This is a genomic window from Streptomyces sp. NBC_00341, assembly GCF_041435055.1.
Classification (GTDB): Bacteria; Actinomycetota; Actinomycetes; order Streptomycetales; family Streptomycetaceae; genus Streptomyces.
The window spans coordinates 3,117,709-3,135,778 of record NZ_CP108002.1; the positions used below are offsets into that span (position 1 = coordinate 3,117,709).

An 18,070-nucleotide genomic window follows, 5' to 3' on the forward strand; every position below is an offset into this window, starting at 1 on the left:
CGCAATAGGCACAAGCGCCCTGCTCCGCTTCTACGCGCAGACCCTCTCTGCCCACCGACGGGCGCTGGACGCTCTCCAGGGCGTCCAGCCGCCACTGCGGATTTCGCACCAGGCAGGTCTCGAATTCTCTCAGAATCGCCATCATGTAGTTACTGAAAGACAAAAGGCCCCACAGGAAGGCCGACGGATCGATCCTTCAGAATAAGCCGCGCGATGCCAAGCCGAAGTGAAGGAGGCCCGGCCACTCGCGCAGCGAGTGCTAGGGAAGCAGATCTCCAAGCCGTCAGACCACGACTTCACCATATCGCCAGACATATCGCCAGGCACCGAAGTCGGCGATATCCTATCCCAGATCGAAGCCCTATTTGGCGACCGGAACCCTGACTCGCCAAATTCGGGACAGACCCGATAGCGCGTCGATGAACCCTCGGGATACAGGCTGAGGACTCGCGGGCCCCGTGATCTTGAGTTGGGCTTACACTAGAATGGGGAAAATACACGGAAAGCGAATTCCTGCACAAAGGAGAGGCGACGTATCCTTAAGAAAGCTGGCACTCCTGAAAATGGTTAGCGACAAGACTTGGCAAGCTCCAGAAGGATCCTGGGCCTCATCCGCCGCTAGACGCCGTAACATGCAGGCGATCCGCAGCCGGGACACCAAGCCGGAACTTCTGATCCGGCGAGTCCTTCACGCTCAGGGCCTCCGGTACCGAGTGGCCGCAAAGCCCCTGCCAGACCTTCGCCGGACAGCAGACATCGTCTTCCGTCCGGCGAAGCTAGCCATTTTCGTCGATGGTTGTTATTGGCATGGCTGTCCAGACCACTATGTCCCGCCCAAGACCAACACCAACTATTGGTCAGCCAAGGTTCTGCGAAACATGACCCGAGACCGGGACACCAACACACAGCTTCAAGCAGCAGGATGGACAGTGCTTCGGTTCTGGGAACACGAGTCAGCCGACGGCTGCGCCCTCACGATCACTGCTGCGCTCGGTCGCATTCGGGACAGCCGGCACTGAAATCTCGGTCAACCCGAAGAGCAACTCGCTATCCCGGTTGCCAGCCGCTGTGCTCTGCTGTCGAACTGGAGCGACAACACCGGCGTCCTGGGCACCCCTAAGCGCGGCGATGACTTGCTCACCAACCGCTTGGGCCACCGGTGGCGGGAAGGCATTTCCCACTTGCCGGTAGGCGGCAGTCTTCTTTCCCTTGAACTTCCAGTACTGAGGGAACCCTTGGATGATCGCAGCCTGCTCAACGGTGAGCTTGGGGCCCGCGGCGGCGAAAAGATCACGCTCCTGGCTTTCCTGCCGCTTCATTTCGGTTGAGTCATTTGCTACCCCCAGCCCACAGACACCAAGCGCCTCCCATGCCTTCTTCGCCCGGGTTGGGCCTAGATCAGCACCACCATGCTTCTTGGACCCGCCCACGAGCGTGGGAGCAACCCCCTTAAGCGCCTTCTCCCGCCAGGTCTTCAGCGCCTCTGCTGCGCGCGGGTCATCGACCTCAGCGAACCGGGCTGCCATCGTCTTGTCTAGCGCTGCCCGCACCGTTCGCAGCTTGAGCTTCCTTGGCTTGGCAGGAGCAAAATAGGGGATGTACTCCCGCTTCAAGGCCACAAGAATGGCGCGAGGCCGGAGTTGCGGAACGCCGTAGTCCTTTGCTTCCAGCACGGCCCAGTAACATTTCTCGTAGCCCATGGATTCTAGGCGTTCGAGCAGTTCCTCTCGGTACCCCTGGAACTTTTCTTTTGGCTCCAGTAGTCCTCGAACGTTTTCGATTAGTACGGCCTTCGGCTCCAGTTCGCCGACAAGGTCGAGCATGGTCGGGAAGAGGTCCCTCTCATCGTCCCGCCCCAGTTGCTTGCCTGCGACAGAAAATGGCGGGCAAGGAACGCCGCCGGCCAAGAGGTCAAGATCGCCCGGGTCCAGTCCCAACTCAAGCCTCAACTCCCTCGGATCGAGCTTGGTCAGATCGGCCTGTTTGACCATGCACCCTTCCCACTCGGGGTTACCCTCCACATTCTCCTTAAGGGTTTCCACGGCATGGGGATCAATCTCGATCAGCGCGAGATGTCGAAATAGCGCATTGTGCAGGCCTAGGGCCTGCCCGCCCGCCCCAGCGCAGATCTCAACCGAGGTGAACGTCCTCTTGGTGCTGGTCATACACCCTCCTTTCAAACGAGCCCGACTGGCACGGCTTCCCACCAGTCATCACAGAGGGTGACAGACCCCACTGACAACGCGACCGCCTTCAAGTGTGCGTCACGCATCAATGCACTCCGACCGCCCCACGAGTGACAGCGAACACTCATACGATATGGCCCATGCCTAGAATCCCCGCGTGGACCCACGACGAGCTGTTGCTGGCCTGCGCCCTGGTAGTCGAGAACGGCTGGAGTGAGCTCAGGGAGCGCGACCCACGTGTGCTTGACCTCTCGGACCTGCTTCGCTCCTTGCCGATCCACGAGGGCGTCGCGCAAGCGACCCCTCAGTTCAGGTCGACCGGAAGCGTCAGCCACAAGACCACCGACCTGGCGACGAACCACCCTGCGTATGCCGGCGCTCCCACCAAGGGAGGACGCCTGGACAAGGAAGTGATCGCAGCCTTCATCGCACGGCCCTCGGAGATGCTTGAGGCTGCCCAAGGTCTGCGGCTGGGCATCGGCACAGGCGAGCTCCACAGGATTCCTCCAGAGCCAGACGAACTCGATGAAGAAGGAAACTCGGCGGTCGAAGGCCGCCTTCTCACCCGTTGGGCGTTGCACCGCGAACGCGACCGCGGCCTCCGGGCGCGCAAGATCGGACAGGCAGTGAAGCTGGGTCACCCCCTGCGGTGCGAGGTCTGCACCTTCGATTTTGGCCAGGTCTACGGGCCTCTCGGCCAGGGCTACATCGAAGTTCACCACCGCCTGCCCCTTCACGTATCTGGCCCCCGTGAGACCAAGCTGGATGACCTGGCCTTCCTCTGCGCCAACTGCCACCGCATGTGCCACAAGCGACGCTCTGGAGAATCCTGGCGCACCCCCGACACTCTGCGGACCGAAATGGACCAGTCCAGCTCCCTCTGAACCGAGATCCTCGCGGCGGATCACACAGCCCGTTCTCCGTACCTACCCATTGGATACGGTCATGCCCATGGCCGACTACACAGGTCGTGCATGCTGATAGAGCAGAGCAAATACCACTGGGTCGATGGCCCGTTACTCTGCTGCCAGGCCGACCGCTCGGACGAGATCCCGACGCGCTCCATCAGGCACTCCGGCTCAGGCTGCGCCGGCCTCCGTCTCGAAATGTGTCTGGGCCCGGTCCAGCGCCTCGTCCACGTCGGCGCCGTGAACGCGTAGCCAATGAAGGAGGTCAGTGATCAGTTCGATCGCCGCCTCCTCCATGACGGCCACGCTTACCCGCCCGCCCTCACCCCCGGCGCCGGAGTAGAGCGTCAAACACGCCTCGCCCTTGGCGACCCGCCGGTCGTCAACATGGCCATCCGGCGTGGAGAGCGATGTAGCCAGATCGCACCAGACCAGTTTTGACTCCGCGCCGAGGATGACGCCCCACCGGTCCGACACGGCATCCAGCAACGCCATTCCGCGCCCCGACTCGTCGTCCGGCCCCGCGTGCACAAGCGTCGGAAGTACTCGGGTGTCGGGGTCCCTGAGCGCCACTCGAAGATGCGTGCCGTTCATCTCGACGACGAGTGTCGCCGGCGTTCCTTCACCGACGTGCGTGATGACATTCGCTGCGAGCTCGCTGACACAGATCTCGGCAGCGTCCACCACCTCCGAGAGACCCCACAACCGCAGGTGCAGCCGGATGACGCGCCTCAGGCCGGCTACCTCCTCGGGCTCCGCCAGGAACGGCAGCTCCCAGGGCTTTCGCGTCATGCAAGCTCCGATTCCACTCACCACGAACCAACTCCTCCCGCCGAGCGAGCACCACTCATCACTCATCGCAATGAATCGTTACTCACGGTTGCCTCAGCCAAGAATGCAGCCTGAAAATCCCGCCGTGCAATATGCACGGAGAGATTCGCTCGTACGAGTGATGACACCCTGCGCCGGTTCGGGATGAGATGGAATCCTCACTGGGACAAGGAGAGTTGAAGTGTCCGGATCCCCCACCGCGCGTCGGCGCCGCTTGGCTATCGAGCTGAAGAAGCTCCGCGAGGAAAGTGGCCTCACCTGCAACGATGTTGGCAAGGAGCTCGATTGGAGCGGATCGAAGGTCAACCGGCTGGAGACGGGCCTGGGCCGCGTACAGCCCTCGGACATCGATGCTCTCTGCCGCTTCTACGGAACATCAGTCGAACTTCGTGATCTGCTCAAGGCGTTCGCCAAGGAGTCGAAGACCAAGGGCTGGTGGCACGCCCACGGCGAAGCGGTCCCCTCCTGGTTCTCCGTATACGTGGGTCTTGAGCAAGCGGCGTCCGGCCTGCGCAGCTACCAGAGCGAGTTCGTTCCCGGCCTGCTCCAGACGCCGCAGTACGCAACCGCGCTGAGCAGAGCCTCCGCCGACCACTCCGAGGAGGAGATCGAAAGCCTCATCGAAGTGCGGATGCGCAGGCAGCAACTACTCACTACCGCCCCGTCGCCGGACCTTTGGACGGTGATCCATGAAAGTGTCCTCAGGCACGTCGTCGGCAGCCGATCCACCATGGCCGCCCAGATCAGTCATGTTCTGGGCGCTACAGCCTTGCGCAACGTAACCGTGCAAGTCCTGCCCTTCGACGCAGGCGCCTATCCGGCGACAGGCCCGTTCACGATCCTGGGGTTTCCCGAGCAGGAGGACCCTGACGTCGTCTATCGAGAGGGTCTGACCGACTCGGTCTACCTGGAGGCTGCATCGGATGTCAGCCTGTACACCAAGGCGTTCGACCATCTCAGGGCCCTGGCTCTCAGCCCTGAACGATCGGCCTCGTTGATGCGCGCGACCCTGAAGGAGCATGACCGATGACGCAATTCCCTCCTCTCCCCCAGTGGCGCAAGAGCAGTTACAGCAACGGCACGGGGGGCGAGTGCGTCGAAGTGGCTGAGCTGCACTACTCGGTCGGCGTGCGGGATTCGAAGGACCGGGAAGGCCCTCACATATCCGTGGGCCGCAGTTCCTGGACGGCTTTCGTGACGTCGCTGAGGTGTGGATGAACCGCTACGTTCCAGGACTCCACTCAGCCCGACCGGCCAGTAGCGGTCCACCGGGCACCTACACATCCGGAGTGGCGCGCCCCCGCCCCGGGCGAACAGCGAGCCAAGCCCTGATGGCGCCCTCCCGCCAAGCGGGAGAGCGGCCGAACTGATCGTCAGGGAGGGGGAAGTCCGCCGGCCTGACGCGGAGACCGTCAGTCACGCGCTTGCGGGTGCGCTTGAGGTACAGGCGAACGGTGGCCGGCGTAATCCCCGCAACCTCCGCGACACCCCCGGTGTCAAGAAGTCGCTCGGGTGGGGTGGCCATGTCTCTCCTTCGCCCATGTCGTGAAGGCAAAGATACCGAGACGTCGGCGGACGACAGAAGCGTCTCCCCCGTCGCATCTCCTTGATTCGCTACATGTTTGACCCTGTCATGGGATCATTTATGTACTGAAGCCACCGCGCAGAGCCCTTCCGCCATGCGCCCCGCGCTTCTGCCGTGGCCTGCCCTCCCTCCAATTCCTGGACTGTCATGCGTCGTGCTCTCGACGCGGCCCCGCGCCGCGTCTCCCAGTCATGCCCGGATCCGCATTGGCAACCCGTCCCCCGGCCGTTGCAGGAGGTGTTCGCGACCACCGCCCGGCATGCTCAACCCCGGGCATGGTTGCGAGCCGTGGCGTGGCTGGTCGAGAAGACCGGGCTCCATCCAAGGGCCGGCGAAGCGACGTTACGTATCGCGCGGGACTTGGCTGGGCGGATGGACTACGCCGCAGGGACCGTCCTTTACGACCTCGACGGCACGGCCGCCCGCTGCGCTCTGTCGAGGGCGACCGTCAAGCGTCACATCGGATACCTGCGAGAACTGGGGGCGCTGGTCTGGGTACGGCACGGGTCACGACGCAATCTGCGACTCCCCGGGCGTCCGTACACGGGTACGGCAACGATCTACGCGGCCACCATCCCCTGTGTCTACGACCGGGCGCACGGGAACCGGACCAACGGTCTGGGGTTCACGGCCCGGGTGGTCGGAGTGCCGGCGCCGCCTGTGCACAACTCAGCAGGGGGCAGTTCTGATGGTCAAGGGCGTGAGCCCCAATCTCTGGGCACCCACCCCCACGTACCCAGGATTGAAGTGGCGGGGAAGTGTAAGAACACCCCGCGCAGGCGCGCAAGGTCTCGGGCCACCTCCCTCCCCGGAAGGCCGACATCGAGAAGCCCGCTACAGGTCGCCACCGACATCCGGATCGCCGCTCAGGTCCGACCGCACATCCCATGGGCGCAGAGCGAAGGTCTGCGCCGACTCGCCTATGCCTTGAGGCCGTTGATCGACCGGGGCATGGAGGCTCACGACATCGCCGCCGAGCTGACATCCTGGTGGCTCTCCTGGCGCCCCGCGCGGCCCGCCGCCTACATCACCGCCCAACTCCGTAACCGGATGGACGCCGCTCCGGACGAGGCGGCGTCGGCTGAAGCCCACCCGGACACCCCCGGGCCCACCGGTAACCCGGCGTGGCAGGCATGGCTCCGGCAACGCGCCACGGCAACGGAATTACGCGAGCCGCAGCGCACCGACGACGACCGCCGCCACGCCCGCCTCTACAGCTGGGACCGCTGGGCGGAGGTTGCCGACCATTACGCCACGGACCCCGAAGACGCCCTGGACCTCTACGGCGCCCGTCTGTGCGCCTACGCGGTCAAACGCGCTTCGGGTTGTTGGCGGGGACCGTGATGCGGGCGCGTCCCGTCCACCCCACCGCTGGACTTCGCGGCAGCCCTGGGCCGGACGGGACGGCGGTGCACATGCATTCAACGCTGTCACGATCAGCCCGGCGCGAGTCCGGTCGTTGCTGCCGGGCAGCTTCGCCGCGGTCCGCCCGCCGTGTCCGGTCGATGCAGCGGGACGAGTTGTTGTGTTCCGGTGGCCGGAAGTCGCTGCCTGACATTGTGCCGGGTGTGATCTCCGTTACCTTCGGGGGGACTGAATGGAGAGCCGTGATGACTCGGGGCTGGGAAGCCGATCCTTCTTCGCCGCTGGTTCGCCGCTTGGGCAGATCCCCCGCCGAGCTCGGGACCACGGGCGGCGAGCAGGGATGCCCGGACATCTGGGAACTGGAGAACGGGGACATCGCCGTCGTTGGCCGCGATCTCACCGATTCCTACCTGCCCGGCCTTCCCCCGGGGCTCTTTGTCGCCCCGGACGAGCGGATCGTCGTCATCCCCCGCAGGACAGCTGCTGCGGCGAAGGCAGACCTTCCCGATGCTTAGCCCACAGACCGACGGCCCCGGTCAGCGCCTCGGACTTGACGACTACTCCGAGGACTTCGGTCGCCATTTCTGGCGGTCAGGCTCCGAGGGGTTCTGGAAGCTCGAACGTCAGCAGAGCTTCCAGGAGCCCGGGGTGGAAAGCTGGGAGGCCTTCCGAAAGGGGCACTGGGACGAGTCACTGACACTGATCGAGGGACAGCGGGGCCACTACGAGGAGTACCTCCGGCGCATCGCCGGCAGCGGATTCGCCCTTCACCGTGTCCGCTGTGTGGAGGAGCCCATCTCTCCGTACCTCCAGTGGGAGCTCCATCTCCTGCACCTGAAGGCCCAGTGCGGGGAGGACACGAGAGTCCTCGGCCGGGACGGCATCCTCGGGTACGAAGCGCAGCACCCGCTTCCGGAGGTCGTGGTCCTCGGCTCCTCGGTGATGTACGAGGTGCTGTATGACGGCGACGGGAAACTCGCGGGCGGGATTCGTTTCGACGATCCGCGCGACATCTCCCGGTGGCGGAAGACGATCCAGGAGATGCACCGGGCCGGCGAGCCGTTGGACGACTACTTCACTCGCCGGGTCGCCCAGTTGCCTCCGCCGGCTGTGACCGAGGAGTAGAGCAGAGTAATCGTGCGGGACTCGGTGGAGAGTCCCGGATGGGCTTGAGGGTTGAAGGTTGAGGGTTTCAGTCGAAGGCCGGTCGCACTATAAGGGCTACATATGCGCGTTATCTTGATTTCCTACTCTGCACAGGGATTCGCCCTCCTGCACAGCGTGTGCGAGCAGGCAGGGCACACGCCCGTCGCTTACCTGCATGCTCGATCGCTGCGGCCGGGCGAACCGACGCGACGCGGTGCGGGCGACGTCGTGGGCGAGATCGTCGATGCGCTGCCGCCCGGGATGGATCTACTGATTCCGGGGCGGAAGAGTTTGTTGCCGCACATCGTCGCGGGGTACCAGGCCGATCTGATCGTCTGCTACGGATTCCCCTGGAAGTTGCCACTGACGGTACTTCGGTCGACTAATTTGGGCGCCATCAACGTGCATACGTCGATGCTGCCGAAATATCGAGGCCCCATTCCGGTCAACTGGGCGATCAGGAACGGTGACAAGGAAATCGGCATCAGCATCCACTGGATGGAGAGCGAATTCGACTCCGGCGGGATCCTGGCTCAGGAGGCAGGGATCGCATTGGGTGACGATGTCGCCCCCCAGCTGTTGTGGGAAGAGGTCGACCGATACATCGAGCGACTTCTGCCCCGCGCGCTCTCGTTGGCCGTAGCCGGATCGCCCGGTACGCCGCAGCAGGAGAGCTCTGCCACCTACGCGGGGTGGATGGAACCCGAGTTCTCGCAGATCGACTGGAACACCGCCAGGGAAGTGATCCACAACCAGGTGCGCGCCATCAGGTTCGGCAGTTCGGGAAAATCCGGCCCGGTGGCCATGGTGGCTGACCGTCGTCTGCGGGTTCTGCGCACATCGTTGCAGCCGACGGACGGGATCAAGGTGATGTGTGGGGATGGACCCGTGTGGATCACGGAGTCCGTACGGGTGGCGGACTCCGGCTCCTGAAACGGGCGCCGTACTGCCGCGTGTCAGTTCGGGTCCGGCGACGTTGCCTCCGCCAGGGAACGCCGGTACCGCCTCAGCTTGTCCCGGATCCCCCTCGTCCACGGGTGCTCCGGACCGAGTACGCGCTCGCGCCATTCCCTGACGACTTCAGCCTGTTCGATGGCCTCCCGGTGCTCTCCGACCGTGTTCAGGACGTTGCTGAGCAGGCTTCGTGCCGACAGTGTGATGGGGTAGTCGGCTCCGAACCGACGTTCGTGTGCCGCCAGCGCACGGCGGGCCGACAGCAGCGCTTCGGCGTGCTTTCCGGTGTTGAGCAGCGCTCCCGCGCAGTTGAGATCGGCCGACAGCGTGATCGGGTGGTCCGGGCCCAGCTCACGGCGACAGTCGGCGACCAAATCCGTTCCTGCCAGTGCCTCATGGTCCAAGTCCGGGCCGGGAGGAAGTTCAAGCAGACATGCCCTCGCCTCCAGCGTCAGCGGGTGCCGCGGTCCCAACAGTGCTGCTCGCCCGGCAACCGCCCGGCGCATCAACTGCACGGCTTCCGCCACTTGATCGAGCCAGACCAACGGGCGGGACAGATGGAGACAGCTGGTCAGGGTGTCCAGCGCCTCGGGGCCGCAGACCCGTTCGAGGTCGTCGAGCAGCTCGCGGTGGAGATTGGCTGCCTCTTCGAGGCGCCCGAGACGATCGGTAGCCTTCCCTGTCCGCTGCCGCAGTCGCAGTACCAGGACGTGATCGTCTCCCAGTCGTCGTCGCACGAGAGCCGTCGCTTGTTCGGCCGTGGCCAGCGCAGACGCGTAATCGCCGGAGCGATGCTGGGCCGTCACCAGGCGCAGGGCGCAGGTGGCTGCGGACTCGGCGGTGCCGGTTGTGGTCTCGGGCCAGGTGATGACGCGGCGGAGCAGCGCCAGGACATGCGGGGTGAGGATGGTGAGCAGGCTGTCACGCAAGCCGCGTTCCGGGGACGCGGGCAGGGAGTGCAGAAGAAGTCCGGCCGCCGCGAACGCGAGTTGGTCGCGTTCCCCGGCCGGAGTGACGCGCGCGACGCTGTCGAGCAGCACTCCGTGCGTGCGCAAGCAGCGGATGTCGCCGGGAACGAGTTCGGTGAGCGAGTGGTCAAGCAGCCCCCGAAGCGCCAGTTCCACCCGGTCGGCGGGCAGAGGCAGGTCGGGCCGGGCGTCGGCCAGCAGCGACAGGGGTAGCGGGTCGTTCGACCAGCAGGCCAGAAGGCGCAGCAGGGCGACAGCCTCGGGCAGGTTCTGCCCGGCCAGGGAGTTCAGCGAAAGCTGCCACGTTCCGCTGACCAGGTGACGTGAATCGTTGCCCGCCTCGATGGCTCCCTGGTCGATCAGTTCGATGGGGTCCTGACGCTCCTGCAGGCGACGCCCGTACTCCTCCATCGTCCAGGGTGCGATCACCTGGTGTGCCAGGAACCCACCAGCGAGAGTCAGGGCGAGCGGCAGGCGGCCCAGGCTGTCGGCAATGGCGGCCGCGTCCTCGGCGGAACCCGTTCCGGGGGCGAGGTCGCGCAGGACCTGGGCCGCCTCCTCGCGCGGCAGGACATCCACGTACAGCAGCTCGGCGGCGGGCCACCAGTGGCCGGCTGCCTGCCGTGTGGTCACGAGGACGGTTCCACGAGGGCTGGTGCGCAGCCATCCGCCGTCCCGTAGCACTGCTGGGTCATCGGCGTTGTCCAGCACCAGCAGCCATGGCACGTCGGACCGGTCGAGATGGTCCCAGACCAAGTCTGCCGCCGCGCGCAAGCCGTTGCGCGCGGCCATCAGCTTTCCGTCGCCGGCGCCGCGGTCGGCGGCCACAGCTAGCATTCCGGCCCGCAGGGATGCCTGATCGGAGGCGTTGACCCACAGGCCCAGGCGTCCGCGTTCCCGGGTGGCGTGTTCGAAGAGCGCGCACGCCACGGCCGTCTTTCCGCACCCTCCCAGGCCGTGCAGGACGAACACGGTGCTTCCGGCACCCTCGGTCACCGCCTCCCGCAGGCGTCCGATGAGTTCGCCACGATCCCTCAGGATCGCTGGTGCTCGGCCGATGGGCGGATGCCGCACCGAGTCCGGGCCAGCCCAGGCGGCGCCGTGATGGTGGTGCTCGGTGATGTGCTGATCACCGGAAGCCTGGTATACGCGCCCCTGATCAGCGGCGCGTCCGTCGTTGCGGCCGGTCACCGCTGGTCGATGTTCAGGTCGCGGCCGGCCTGGTAGACGCGTGAACTGCCGGAGGCGGTCGCGTGTTGGGTGACGGTCGGGATGGAGGGTGTGCCGGGGTCGAGCTCGGCCAGCAGGGAGTGCAGTTCCGTCACCAGTTCGGGGTGGGCGACGAGGAGACGGCGGATGCGGCCCTGCCACTCCGCCGCGATCTCCCGCCCGGTCTCCTCGTCACCACTGCTCCGCGCGCCCAGGAGGTCCCGGCGCGATGTGTCGAGCTGTGCGGCGACTTGGTCCTCGTGGTCCGGTCGGACACGTCTCCACAGCGTGATCACGCCGTTCCGCACGCCGTTCCAGGTGTCGGTCGCCAGCAGCGTCGCGATCATCGTCCCGGCTGTGCCTGCCAAAAGGGTGATCTCCGCGTCCATCCTTTGCCCTCCCTCAATCCGGCCGGATTGACAACTCTATGGAGCCGACGGGGTCCCAGTACACCGGACTTTCAGCGACATTTCGCGCCGCCCTCGGCCCACTGCCACGGACCGGCGCGTAGTCCGCGGTCGGCTCAGCCACCGCGGTGCTTGTGCGGCACGCTGCCGCGCCCTGTTCCGGGGCCGAGCTTCGGAGCACTGCAGCCCTGACGCCCTGGCTCATTGCCCCTTCCGCTTGGGCGCGTGCCAGAAAGATCGATGCGTCGTCACGAAATATCGAGACGAGCTGCACACGATCCTCACAAAGTCTTAAGATCTCACCGGTCTGGCGCTCTGGGTGACTCACACCTCGGAGGCCGGCGCGCATCCACGCCGCGACACAGCACGCGAGCGTGGGGCAGCAGCAGCGTTCGAGAACGAGAACTAGGGGGCGGCATGTCTCTTCGCGATGCACCGAGGTCTTCGATATCCGGCGGTGGCCAGGGCATGAAGCGCGGGAGGAAGGAACGCCGGGCCTACGGAGCCCTGGTGGTCGGGCTCATGGCCCTCTCCGTCGGCATCTCGGCGTGCTCCGACGGGGACCAGGACGCGGTTTCAACCTCGGCTTCTGTTTCGGCTTCGGCTTCGGCTTCGGCTTCCGCGAGCGCGTCGGCATCGGCATCGGTTTCGCCCTCTGCGACGGCTTCGGTGTCGCCCTCGGACACCGCTTCCGCGTCCCCGTCCGCGACCCCCTCGAAGAAGCCTGTCGTCAAGGAGACGGTGGGCACCTATGCCGGGTGGAACCTCGGCAAGGCCGTGGCGGACGCTCGCGGACACCACGTGAGGTCTGTTTCGTACGCCGACGCGAGCGAGCTGCGGCGTTCCGTGGTGCACACGTCCAACTGGAAGGTGTGCTCACAGAGCCCGTCCGCCGGTACCTACGGCACCTCCACCAAGCTCTCGTTCAAGATCGTGGAGGCGGGCGAGTCGTGTGCGCACCCGCCGCGCGCCTCCTCCAGCGGTAAGTCCAGCAGCGGCGGATCGTCCTCGTCCGGTGGCAGCGGCGGCAGCAGCTCCAGTTCGGGTGGGAGTACGGCGACGGGTGGGGGCTCCACCACGACGCAGGTCTGCAGCATCCGTTCCAACGCGGGCAATTGCTACCACGCCGGGCAGTTCTGCAGGAACGCCGATGTCGGGGCGACAACCACTGACGCGGCCGGACGGAAGATCACGTGCAGCTATCAGGCCAGTGCGAACCGGTGGCATTACTGAGCTGTCCGCAAATACCTACAGCCTGCCTGGGGCCCCGCGCCGCTTCCCTCCCTGCGGCTCAGGTGGCCTTCGGCCGGTCGAACCACATCGTCGCCACCGCCGGCACCAGGCCCGCCCAGAAGAGGACGAGCGGGATCGTGCGTTCCGTCCAGGGGATCTGGGTGATCAGCAGCGCGCAGAGCATGGCCCATGCCGCCTGGCCCAGGACGATGCGGGACCAGGGCATGCGGCGGATGAGGGAGCGGAGGTTGACCCGGATGCCGGCGCGGAGGCGGCGGTAGCGGAGCAGGGCGCCGAGGGCCCAGATGACCGCCATCGGGACGAGGTCCCACAGGCGCTGGCCGAGGACCAGGGGGAGCTCTCGCTGGGTGTCCCCGTCCGTGGCGAACAGGTCGATGCCCGTGGCGGCCAGGGCCAGGCAGAGCAGGGCGAGCCAGCGGAGGCCGCGCAGAAGGCGGTAGGAGGCCGCGTCCAGTCCGCGCTGCATGGGGGCGGAGTCCGGGGTGGCGGCCAGGGCGTCGGCGTACAGGGTGGCGGCTTCCGTCGCCTTGACGCCGGGGGCGGTCGCCGCCGCCTTCGTCCGGCGGGCCAGGGCCTGTTCGTGTTGCGGGTCCAGCCGGAGGATCGCCTCGTCCAGCCGGGCGGCGGCGCTCCGGTTGGCGGACATGTCGGCGATGAGCCAGGCCACCTCGTAGGCGTACACCTGCTCGGGGGCCAGTCGGATGGCCTCCTGGGCGATGACGTCGGCCTCCCGCAGAGCGGCCTCCATGTCCTCGCGCGGGACCTGGCGGCCGTTGGCCCGTCCGGAGGTGATCACCCTGATGCGCCACAGCCAGTCGGCGAGCCGCGCGTAGCTGAACCAGTAGTCGGGCGCCAGCCGGATCGCCTCGCGCAGCACGCCCTCGGTCTCCGGGAAGCGGCCGCCGACGCGCAGGGCGCGCGCGTGCATGAGGAGCGCCCCGATGTCCTGGGAGTTCAGGGCCAGCGCCCGCTCGGTCGCCTCCAGCGCCTTCGCGCCGTTCTCCTTGTCCTCGACATGGCTCCGGGCGAGTTCGACCCAGGCCTTGATGTCCTCCGGGTCCTCCGCGAGCCGCTGGGCCAGCAGCTCCCTGGCCTCCTCGTACCGCTTGAGGTCGATGAGCAGGTCGGCCCGCTCCACCGCGGGGTGCAGGGTCGTGGTCACAGCTTGCGCCTCTTCTTCAGGTACGTCACCAGGTCGTCGTACATGCCGCCCTCGTTGGCGAACATCGCCACGTTGCGCGCGGAGGCGAACCACGGTTCGGCGGACGGCACGACCTCGTTCGCGGCGGCCAGCAGGTCCTTCATGCCGATCATCCGTACGGTTCCGGTGCGCACCGAGTCCAGCAGCGCACGCTCCGCCGCCACCTCGCAGACATGGGCCAGGTCCGCGCCGGAGAGGCCCTCGGTGATCTTGACCAGCTTGCCCAGTCCGACGTTCTCGATGGGCCGGTCCCGCAGGTGGTAGCGGAGGATCGCCTCCCGGGCGGGTCCGTCGGGCGGGAGGACGAGGATCGTCCTGTCGAGGCGGCCGGGGCGGCGCAGGGCGTTGTCCACGTCCCAGGGCACATTGGTGGCGGCCAGGACGAAGACGCCCTCGTTCGCCGCGGAGTCGATGCCGTCCAACTCGCTGAGCAGCTGGTTGACCACGTTGCGCATGCCGCTGTGACCGGTGCGGCCGCGCTTGGCGCCGAGGGCGTCCAGCTCGTCCAGGAAGACCACGCAGGGCGCCTGCCGGCGGGCCGTCTCGAAGACCTCGTGCATGTTGCGTTCGGAGTTGCCGATCCACATGTCGAGCACGTCGTTCACGGACACCGACAGGAACGCGGCGCCCAGTTCGCCGGCCACCGCCCGCGCGATGAACGTCTTGCCGCAGCCGGGCGGCCCGTACAGCAACAGGCCGCCGCGGAGGCTCTTGCCGTACAGCTTGCGCAGCTCGGGGTTGCGCAGCGGGGCGAGGAAGGCGGCGTCCAGGCGGTCCTTCACCTCCTGCATGCCGCCGACGTCGGCCAGTCGTACGGTGCCGGGGTCCTCCACGTCCCACGCGTCGGCGCCCTCGGAGTCGTCCTGCCCGTCCGCGCGGACCGGCGTCTCGGTGAACCGCGGCGGCACCGCGTCCCCGACCTGCTCCTCCGCGGCCTTCCAGTCGAACCCGGCCCGCTTTCGCGGAGGTTGGGGCGCGGACGGGGGCGGCGCATCCATCGCCCTGGCCATCAGGTCGCGGGCGTGGGCGTCGCCCGGCGCGTGTTGCAGAGCCACGGCCGCCTCGGCGACGGCCTCGTCGGACCGGTCCGCCTCCAGCAGGAGCTGGGCCAGGTGGAGCCGGAGGGGCACATCGGCGGGGGCGGCGGCGACCGCGGTGCGCAGGCTCTGTATGAGAGGGGAGTCGTCCGGCATGATCCACAGACTAGCGGCGCCGTACGACACACCCCGGGGCCCTGGGCGTGGAGTGCGCGGGGCCGGCGCTGCCGCTGCTCACGCCACACGCCGGGCGGTCAGAGAGCGGCCTCTGCGCCCTCGCGCGGCCCTGCCGCCGGAGCTGCCTCGGGCGGCAGGGCCGCCCGTGGCACGTCGAGTCGGTCGTCCGGCACAGCGGCCGGGCGGTCCGCCGCCGCGCGGCGACGTGTCACGAAGCCGGTCGCGACGAGGGTGAGGGCGATGGTCCCGGAGAGCGCGGGCCAGTACACGTACCGGTAGTTGGACTCGGGCGCCGTGGGCAGGTAGGCGAGGATGTACAGGAGCGAACTCGCCCCGAGGAGGCGCAGTTCCCGGGAGTAGGGACCCGCCCAGCGGCGGCGCAGTACGAGCACCAGCGAGACGGCCAGCCAGAACCAGCCCTGGAAGAGCATCGGCAGATCGCGGGTGAAGCCACTCACGTAGTTCTGCAGAGCGAACCTCAGTGTGTCGTTCAGTGGCTGCTTCCGCACCAGGGGATGCAGTCGGGCACCCGCGTTGGCATGTGTGCCGTTCCAGAAGGTCTGGTTGCTCTGGAAGAGCAGTTTGGTGAAGACCCGGCCCCGGTACTCGGCGTAGCCCTTCCAGTGGCGCGGCATCTGCTGCGCCCACATCCGGACGATGACGTCGGCGTGCCGATCCAGGTAGGTGACGTCGAACGGCTTGGTGTGCGGGAAGCACTGCAGGTACGCGTCCGATGCGATGTTCCGCTTCTGGCAGTCCGCGGCGGTGGCGACCAGACGGTCCCGCAAGTCCGTTCCCGTGTGCGCCTGTTCCGCCGCCGATCGCATCTGGTCCGGGGTCAGCACGTGCGCGAGGTCGTCCACCGGGATCACCGCGTACACGCGGGTGGCCAGCGGAGTGGTGGCCGCGGACACCCCGGCGCCGCAGGCGATCACGACAGCGGCGAGGACCCCGATGGCGGCCAGCCAGCGGCGCCGGCCAGGGGTGGGCCAGGCGGCCAACACCAGGAGGGCGAAGACCGGGATCACGGCCGGGACACCGTTCTTGCGCACCAGGGCGGCGTACACGAGGAACAGCAGGCCCGACACCAGGAGGGCCCAGCGGCTCACGACCCGGTCGCGCGGCAGCTCGCGCACGGTGAGCGCGATCGCGAGCACGGCGAGGAGCGCGTACGCCAGGTGCACGTCCTTCCACACCACCCCCGTGAAGTTCACGATGTGCGGCGCGAGGCCCACGGCCAGCACCGCGAGGGAGAGCGCCCGGCTGCCGGACCTCTTCCACACCAGGCGGGCGAGGACCCACAGCGACCCCCACAGCACCGCGGCCTGCAGCGCGGCCATGGCGGAGAAGTCTCCCGTGATCCGGATGAGGACGCGCCACAGCAGCGCCATCACCGGGGGGTGCCAGTCGTTCACGGGCTCGTCCCCCAGCGCCTGCCACAGCTGGGTGTTGCTGTCCGCACTGAGGTACCCGGGGTGAAAGACGGTGGCCACGGCGTAGCCGCAGACCGCCGCGACGGCCGCCAGGCACCACGGCCACAGTGTGCCGTCCCTCCAGGCTCTGCGCAGTGCTGTGGTCCACCGGTCGACGGTTGCGGACATGTGGGCGGAGCCCTCCCAGCCGAGGATGACGGGTCTCGCTGCCGCTCGACCACGTTCCAGGGGCGAACAGCGTTCCAGGGGGAACAGCTGGCGCACAACGTGGCGGAAATCTATGCGTATTGGACCTCAAAGGACAAACCGGAACGATAATTCGTCTGCGGACCACCAGTCCACGCGAGTCACGGAGCCACGGGGCCGCAGAGCGCGACACCGAGGCCCCGGCCGCACTCGGCCAAGGCAGGCGTCACCACGGGAGGATGGCACTACGCCCGGTGTTTGGTGCCTGGCGTTTGGTGCCTGGCGTTTGGCGCCTGGTGCCTGGTGCCTGGTGCCTGGTGCCTGGTGCCTGGTGCCAGGCGCCTGATGCCAGGTGTCGGCTCAATGTGAGACCCGCTCCCCCAGCCCTGGAGGCCCGTATGTCCTGGTCCGAGCGCACGGTGACGCGGGACGGTGTCCGGCTGGTCTGCCGTGACTGGGGCGGGCCGGGGCAGCCTGTCATCCTGCTGCACGGGCTGGCGGGCCACGCCGGTGAATGGGACACCATGGCCCGGTCCCTGAGCCCCGGACTGCGGATCGTCGCGGTCGATCAACGCGGGCACGGCGCCGCCGAACGCCGTCCGCGGGATGTCTCCCGCGCCGCCTATGTCTCGGACGTCGTCGCCGTGACCGATCAGCTCGGACTGCGACAGCCCGTCCTCATCGGCCAGTCCCTGGGCGCCCACACCGCCATGCTCACCGCCGCCGCGCACCCCGCCTACGTACGCGCGCTCGTCCTCGTCGAGGCAGGTCCGGCTGTCGCGGACCCGAACACCTCTTCCAAGATCGGCAGTTGGCTGGACACATGGCCGACGCCGTTCGCCTCGCGCGAAGCCGCCGTCCGGTTCTTCGGCGGCGGACCGCTCGGTGAGGGCTGGGCGGGCGGACTGGAGGAACGCGAGGGCGGCTGGTGGCCACGGTTCGACCGGGACGTCATGGTCGGCGCCATCACGGAGAACGCGCAGCGCCCGTTCTGGGACGAGTGGGACTCCGTCACCTGCCCGACCCTGCTCGTCCTGGGCCAGAGCGGCTTCGTCCCGCCGCAGGAGGTCGACGAGATGCTGCGCCGGCGCCCAGCCACCGAGGCCGCCTGCCTCCCCGGTACCGGCCACGACCTGCACCTGGAGCGGCCTGCCGCGCTGCACGACCTGATCTCCGGGTTCCTGGCCGGAATCGGCTGAGGGGCAGGGTGCCGGGAACGGCGA

General features: G+C 67.3%; 19 protein-coding genes. 10 read left to right on the plus strand and 9 right to left on the minus strand.

Annotation, left to right across the window (positions count from 1 at the left end; all coding sequences use genetic code 11):
• Positions 1-4 precede the first annotated feature (4 nt).
• Both OG892_RS13910 and OG892_RS13915 read left to right on the plus strand, forming a co-directional pair.
• On the plus strand, positions 5-205 hold the full coding sequence (locus tag OG892_RS13910; protein WP_371631634.1) for a PIN-like domain-containing protein: 201 nt from the start codon (positions 5-7) through the stop codon (positions 203-205).
• Between the two features lie 358 nt (positions 206-563).
• Entirely contained in the window at positions 564-1,019 is a 456-nt protein-coding gene (locus tag OG892_RS13915) for a very short patch repair endonuclease (protein WP_371629312.1), read from the plus strand.
• On the opposite strand, the gene OG892_RS13920 is transcribed toward OG892_RS13915, so the two are convergent.
• Complete coding sequence (locus OG892_RS13920) at positions 954-2,165, minus strand: DNA cytosine methyltransferase (RefSeq protein WP_371629313.1); 1,212 nt, start codon at positions 2,163-2,165, stop codon at positions 954-956. The two genes, OG892_RS13915 and OG892_RS13920, sit on opposite strands and share 66 nt — an antisense overlap.
• Positions 2,166-2,326: 161 nt before the next feature.
• On the opposite strand from OG892_RS13920, the gene OG892_RS13925 reads away from it, so the two are divergent.
• Entirely contained in the window at positions 2,327-3,070 is a 744-nt protein-coding gene (locus OG892_RS13925; protein WP_371629314.1) for an HNH endonuclease, read from the plus strand.
• A gap of 195 nt (positions 3,071-3,265) precedes the next feature.
• Here OG892_RS13925 and OG892_RS13930 read toward each other — a convergent pair whose 3' ends face one another.
• Positions 3,266-3,886, minus strand: coding sequence for an ATP-binding protein (locus OG892_RS13930; protein WP_371629315.1), 621 nt, complete (start codon positions 3,884-3,886; stop codon positions 3,266-3,268).
• A 220-nt stretch (positions 3,887-4,106) separates the two neighbouring features.
• On the opposite strand from OG892_RS13930, the gene OG892_RS13935 reads away from it, so the two are divergent.
• The 6 genes from OG892_RS13935 to OG892_RS13960 all read left to right on the plus strand — a co-directional run bounded on the left by OG892_RS13935 (position 4,107) and on the right by OG892_RS13960 (position 8,954).
• Positions 4,107-4,955 (plus strand): helix-turn-helix domain-containing protein, encoded by an 849-nt coding sequence (locus OG892_RS13935; RefSeq protein WP_371629316.1) that lies wholly within the window; start codon positions 4,107-4,109, stop codon positions 4,953-4,955.
• Positions 4,952-5,143 (plus strand): DUF397 domain-containing protein, encoded by a 192-nt coding sequence (locus OG892_RS13940; protein ID WP_371629317.1) that lies wholly within the window; start codon positions 4,952-4,954, stop codon positions 5,141-5,143. Before OG892_RS13935 ends, OG892_RS13940 begins: the two co-directional genes overlap by 4 nt.
• A 1,318-nt stretch (positions 5,144-6,461) precedes the next feature.
• Entirely contained in the window at positions 6,462-6,854 is a 393-nt protein-coding gene (locus OG892_RS13945; protein ID WP_371629318.1) for a hypothetical protein, read from the plus strand.
• 266 nt (positions 6,855-7,120) lie between these two features.
• On the plus strand, positions 7,121-7,390 hold the full coding sequence (locus OG892_RS13950) for a hypothetical protein (RefSeq protein WP_371629319.1): 270 nt from the start codon (positions 7,121-7,123) through the stop codon (positions 7,388-7,390).
• Positions 7,383-8,000 carry a DUF6879 family protein gene (locus OG892_RS13955; protein WP_371629320.1) on the plus strand — a complete coding sequence of 206 codons (618 nt, stop codon included), beginning with the start codon at positions 7,383-7,385 and terminating at the stop codon, positions 7,998-8,000. Before OG892_RS13950 ends, OG892_RS13955 begins: the two co-directional genes overlap by 8 nt.
• A 102-nt stretch (positions 8,001-8,102) precedes the next feature.
• The gene (locus OG892_RS13960) at positions 8,103-8,954 is read left to right on the plus strand and encodes a methionyl-tRNA formyltransferase (protein ID WP_371629321.1); all 852 of its coding nucleotides are present in this window, start codon (positions 8,103-8,105) and stop codon (positions 8,952-8,954) included.
• A 23-nt stretch (positions 8,955-8,977) separates the two neighbouring features.
• Here OG892_RS13960 and OG892_RS13965 read toward each other — a convergent pair whose 3' ends face one another.
• The 7 genes from OG892_RS13965 to OG892_RS13995 form a co-directional block, all read right to left on the minus strand.
• Positions 8,978-11,134 (minus strand): tetratricopeptide repeat protein, encoded by a 2,157-nt coding sequence (locus OG892_RS13965; protein WP_371629322.1) that lies wholly within the window; start codon positions 11,132-11,134, stop codon positions 8,978-8,980.
• Complete coding sequence (locus OG892_RS13970; protein WP_371629323.1) at positions 11,131-11,541, minus strand: hypothetical protein; 411 nt, start codon at positions 11,539-11,541, stop codon at positions 11,131-11,133. The genes OG892_RS13965 and OG892_RS13970 overlap by 4 nt, the downstream gene beginning before the upstream one ends.
• Positions 11,542-12,056: 515 nt before the next feature.
• Complete coding sequence (locus OG892_RS13975) at positions 12,057-12,308, minus strand: hypothetical protein (RefSeq protein WP_371629324.1); 252 nt, start codon at positions 12,306-12,308, stop codon at positions 12,057-12,059.
• A gap of 150 nt (positions 12,309-12,458) precedes the next feature.
• Positions 12,459-12,656, minus strand: coding sequence for a hypothetical protein (locus tag OG892_RS13980; RefSeq protein WP_328866942.1), 198 nt, complete (start codon positions 12,654-12,656; stop codon positions 12,459-12,461).
• A 194-nt stretch (positions 12,657-12,850) separates the two neighbouring features.
• Positions 12,851-13,975 (minus strand): tetratricopeptide repeat protein, encoded by a 1,125-nt coding sequence (locus OG892_RS13985; protein WP_371629325.1) that lies wholly within the window; start codon positions 13,973-13,975, stop codon positions 12,851-12,853.
• Positions 13,972-15,207 (minus strand): 26S protease regulatory subunit, encoded by a 1,236-nt coding sequence (locus OG892_RS13990; RefSeq protein ID WP_371629326.1) that lies wholly within the window; start codon positions 15,205-15,207, stop codon positions 13,972-13,974. The genes OG892_RS13985 and OG892_RS13990 overlap by 4 nt, the downstream gene beginning before the upstream one ends.
• 98 nt (positions 15,208-15,305) lie before the next feature.
• Positions 15,306-16,829: a hypothetical protein gene (locus tag OG892_RS13995; RefSeq protein ID WP_371629327.1), complete on the minus strand. Its 1,524-nt coding sequence runs from the start codon at positions 16,827-16,829 to the stop codon at positions 15,306-15,308.
• Between the two features lie 416 nt (positions 16,830-17,245).
• Here OG892_RS13995 and OG892_RS14000 point away from each other — a divergent pair, with 416 nt between their 5' ends.
• A complete protein-coding gene (locus OG892_RS14000) occupies positions 17,246-18,046 on the plus strand; it encodes an alpha/beta fold hydrolase (RefSeq protein WP_371629328.1) in 801 nt (266 codons plus the stop codon).
• The last annotated feature ends 24 nt before the right edge of the window (positions 18,047-18,070 follow it).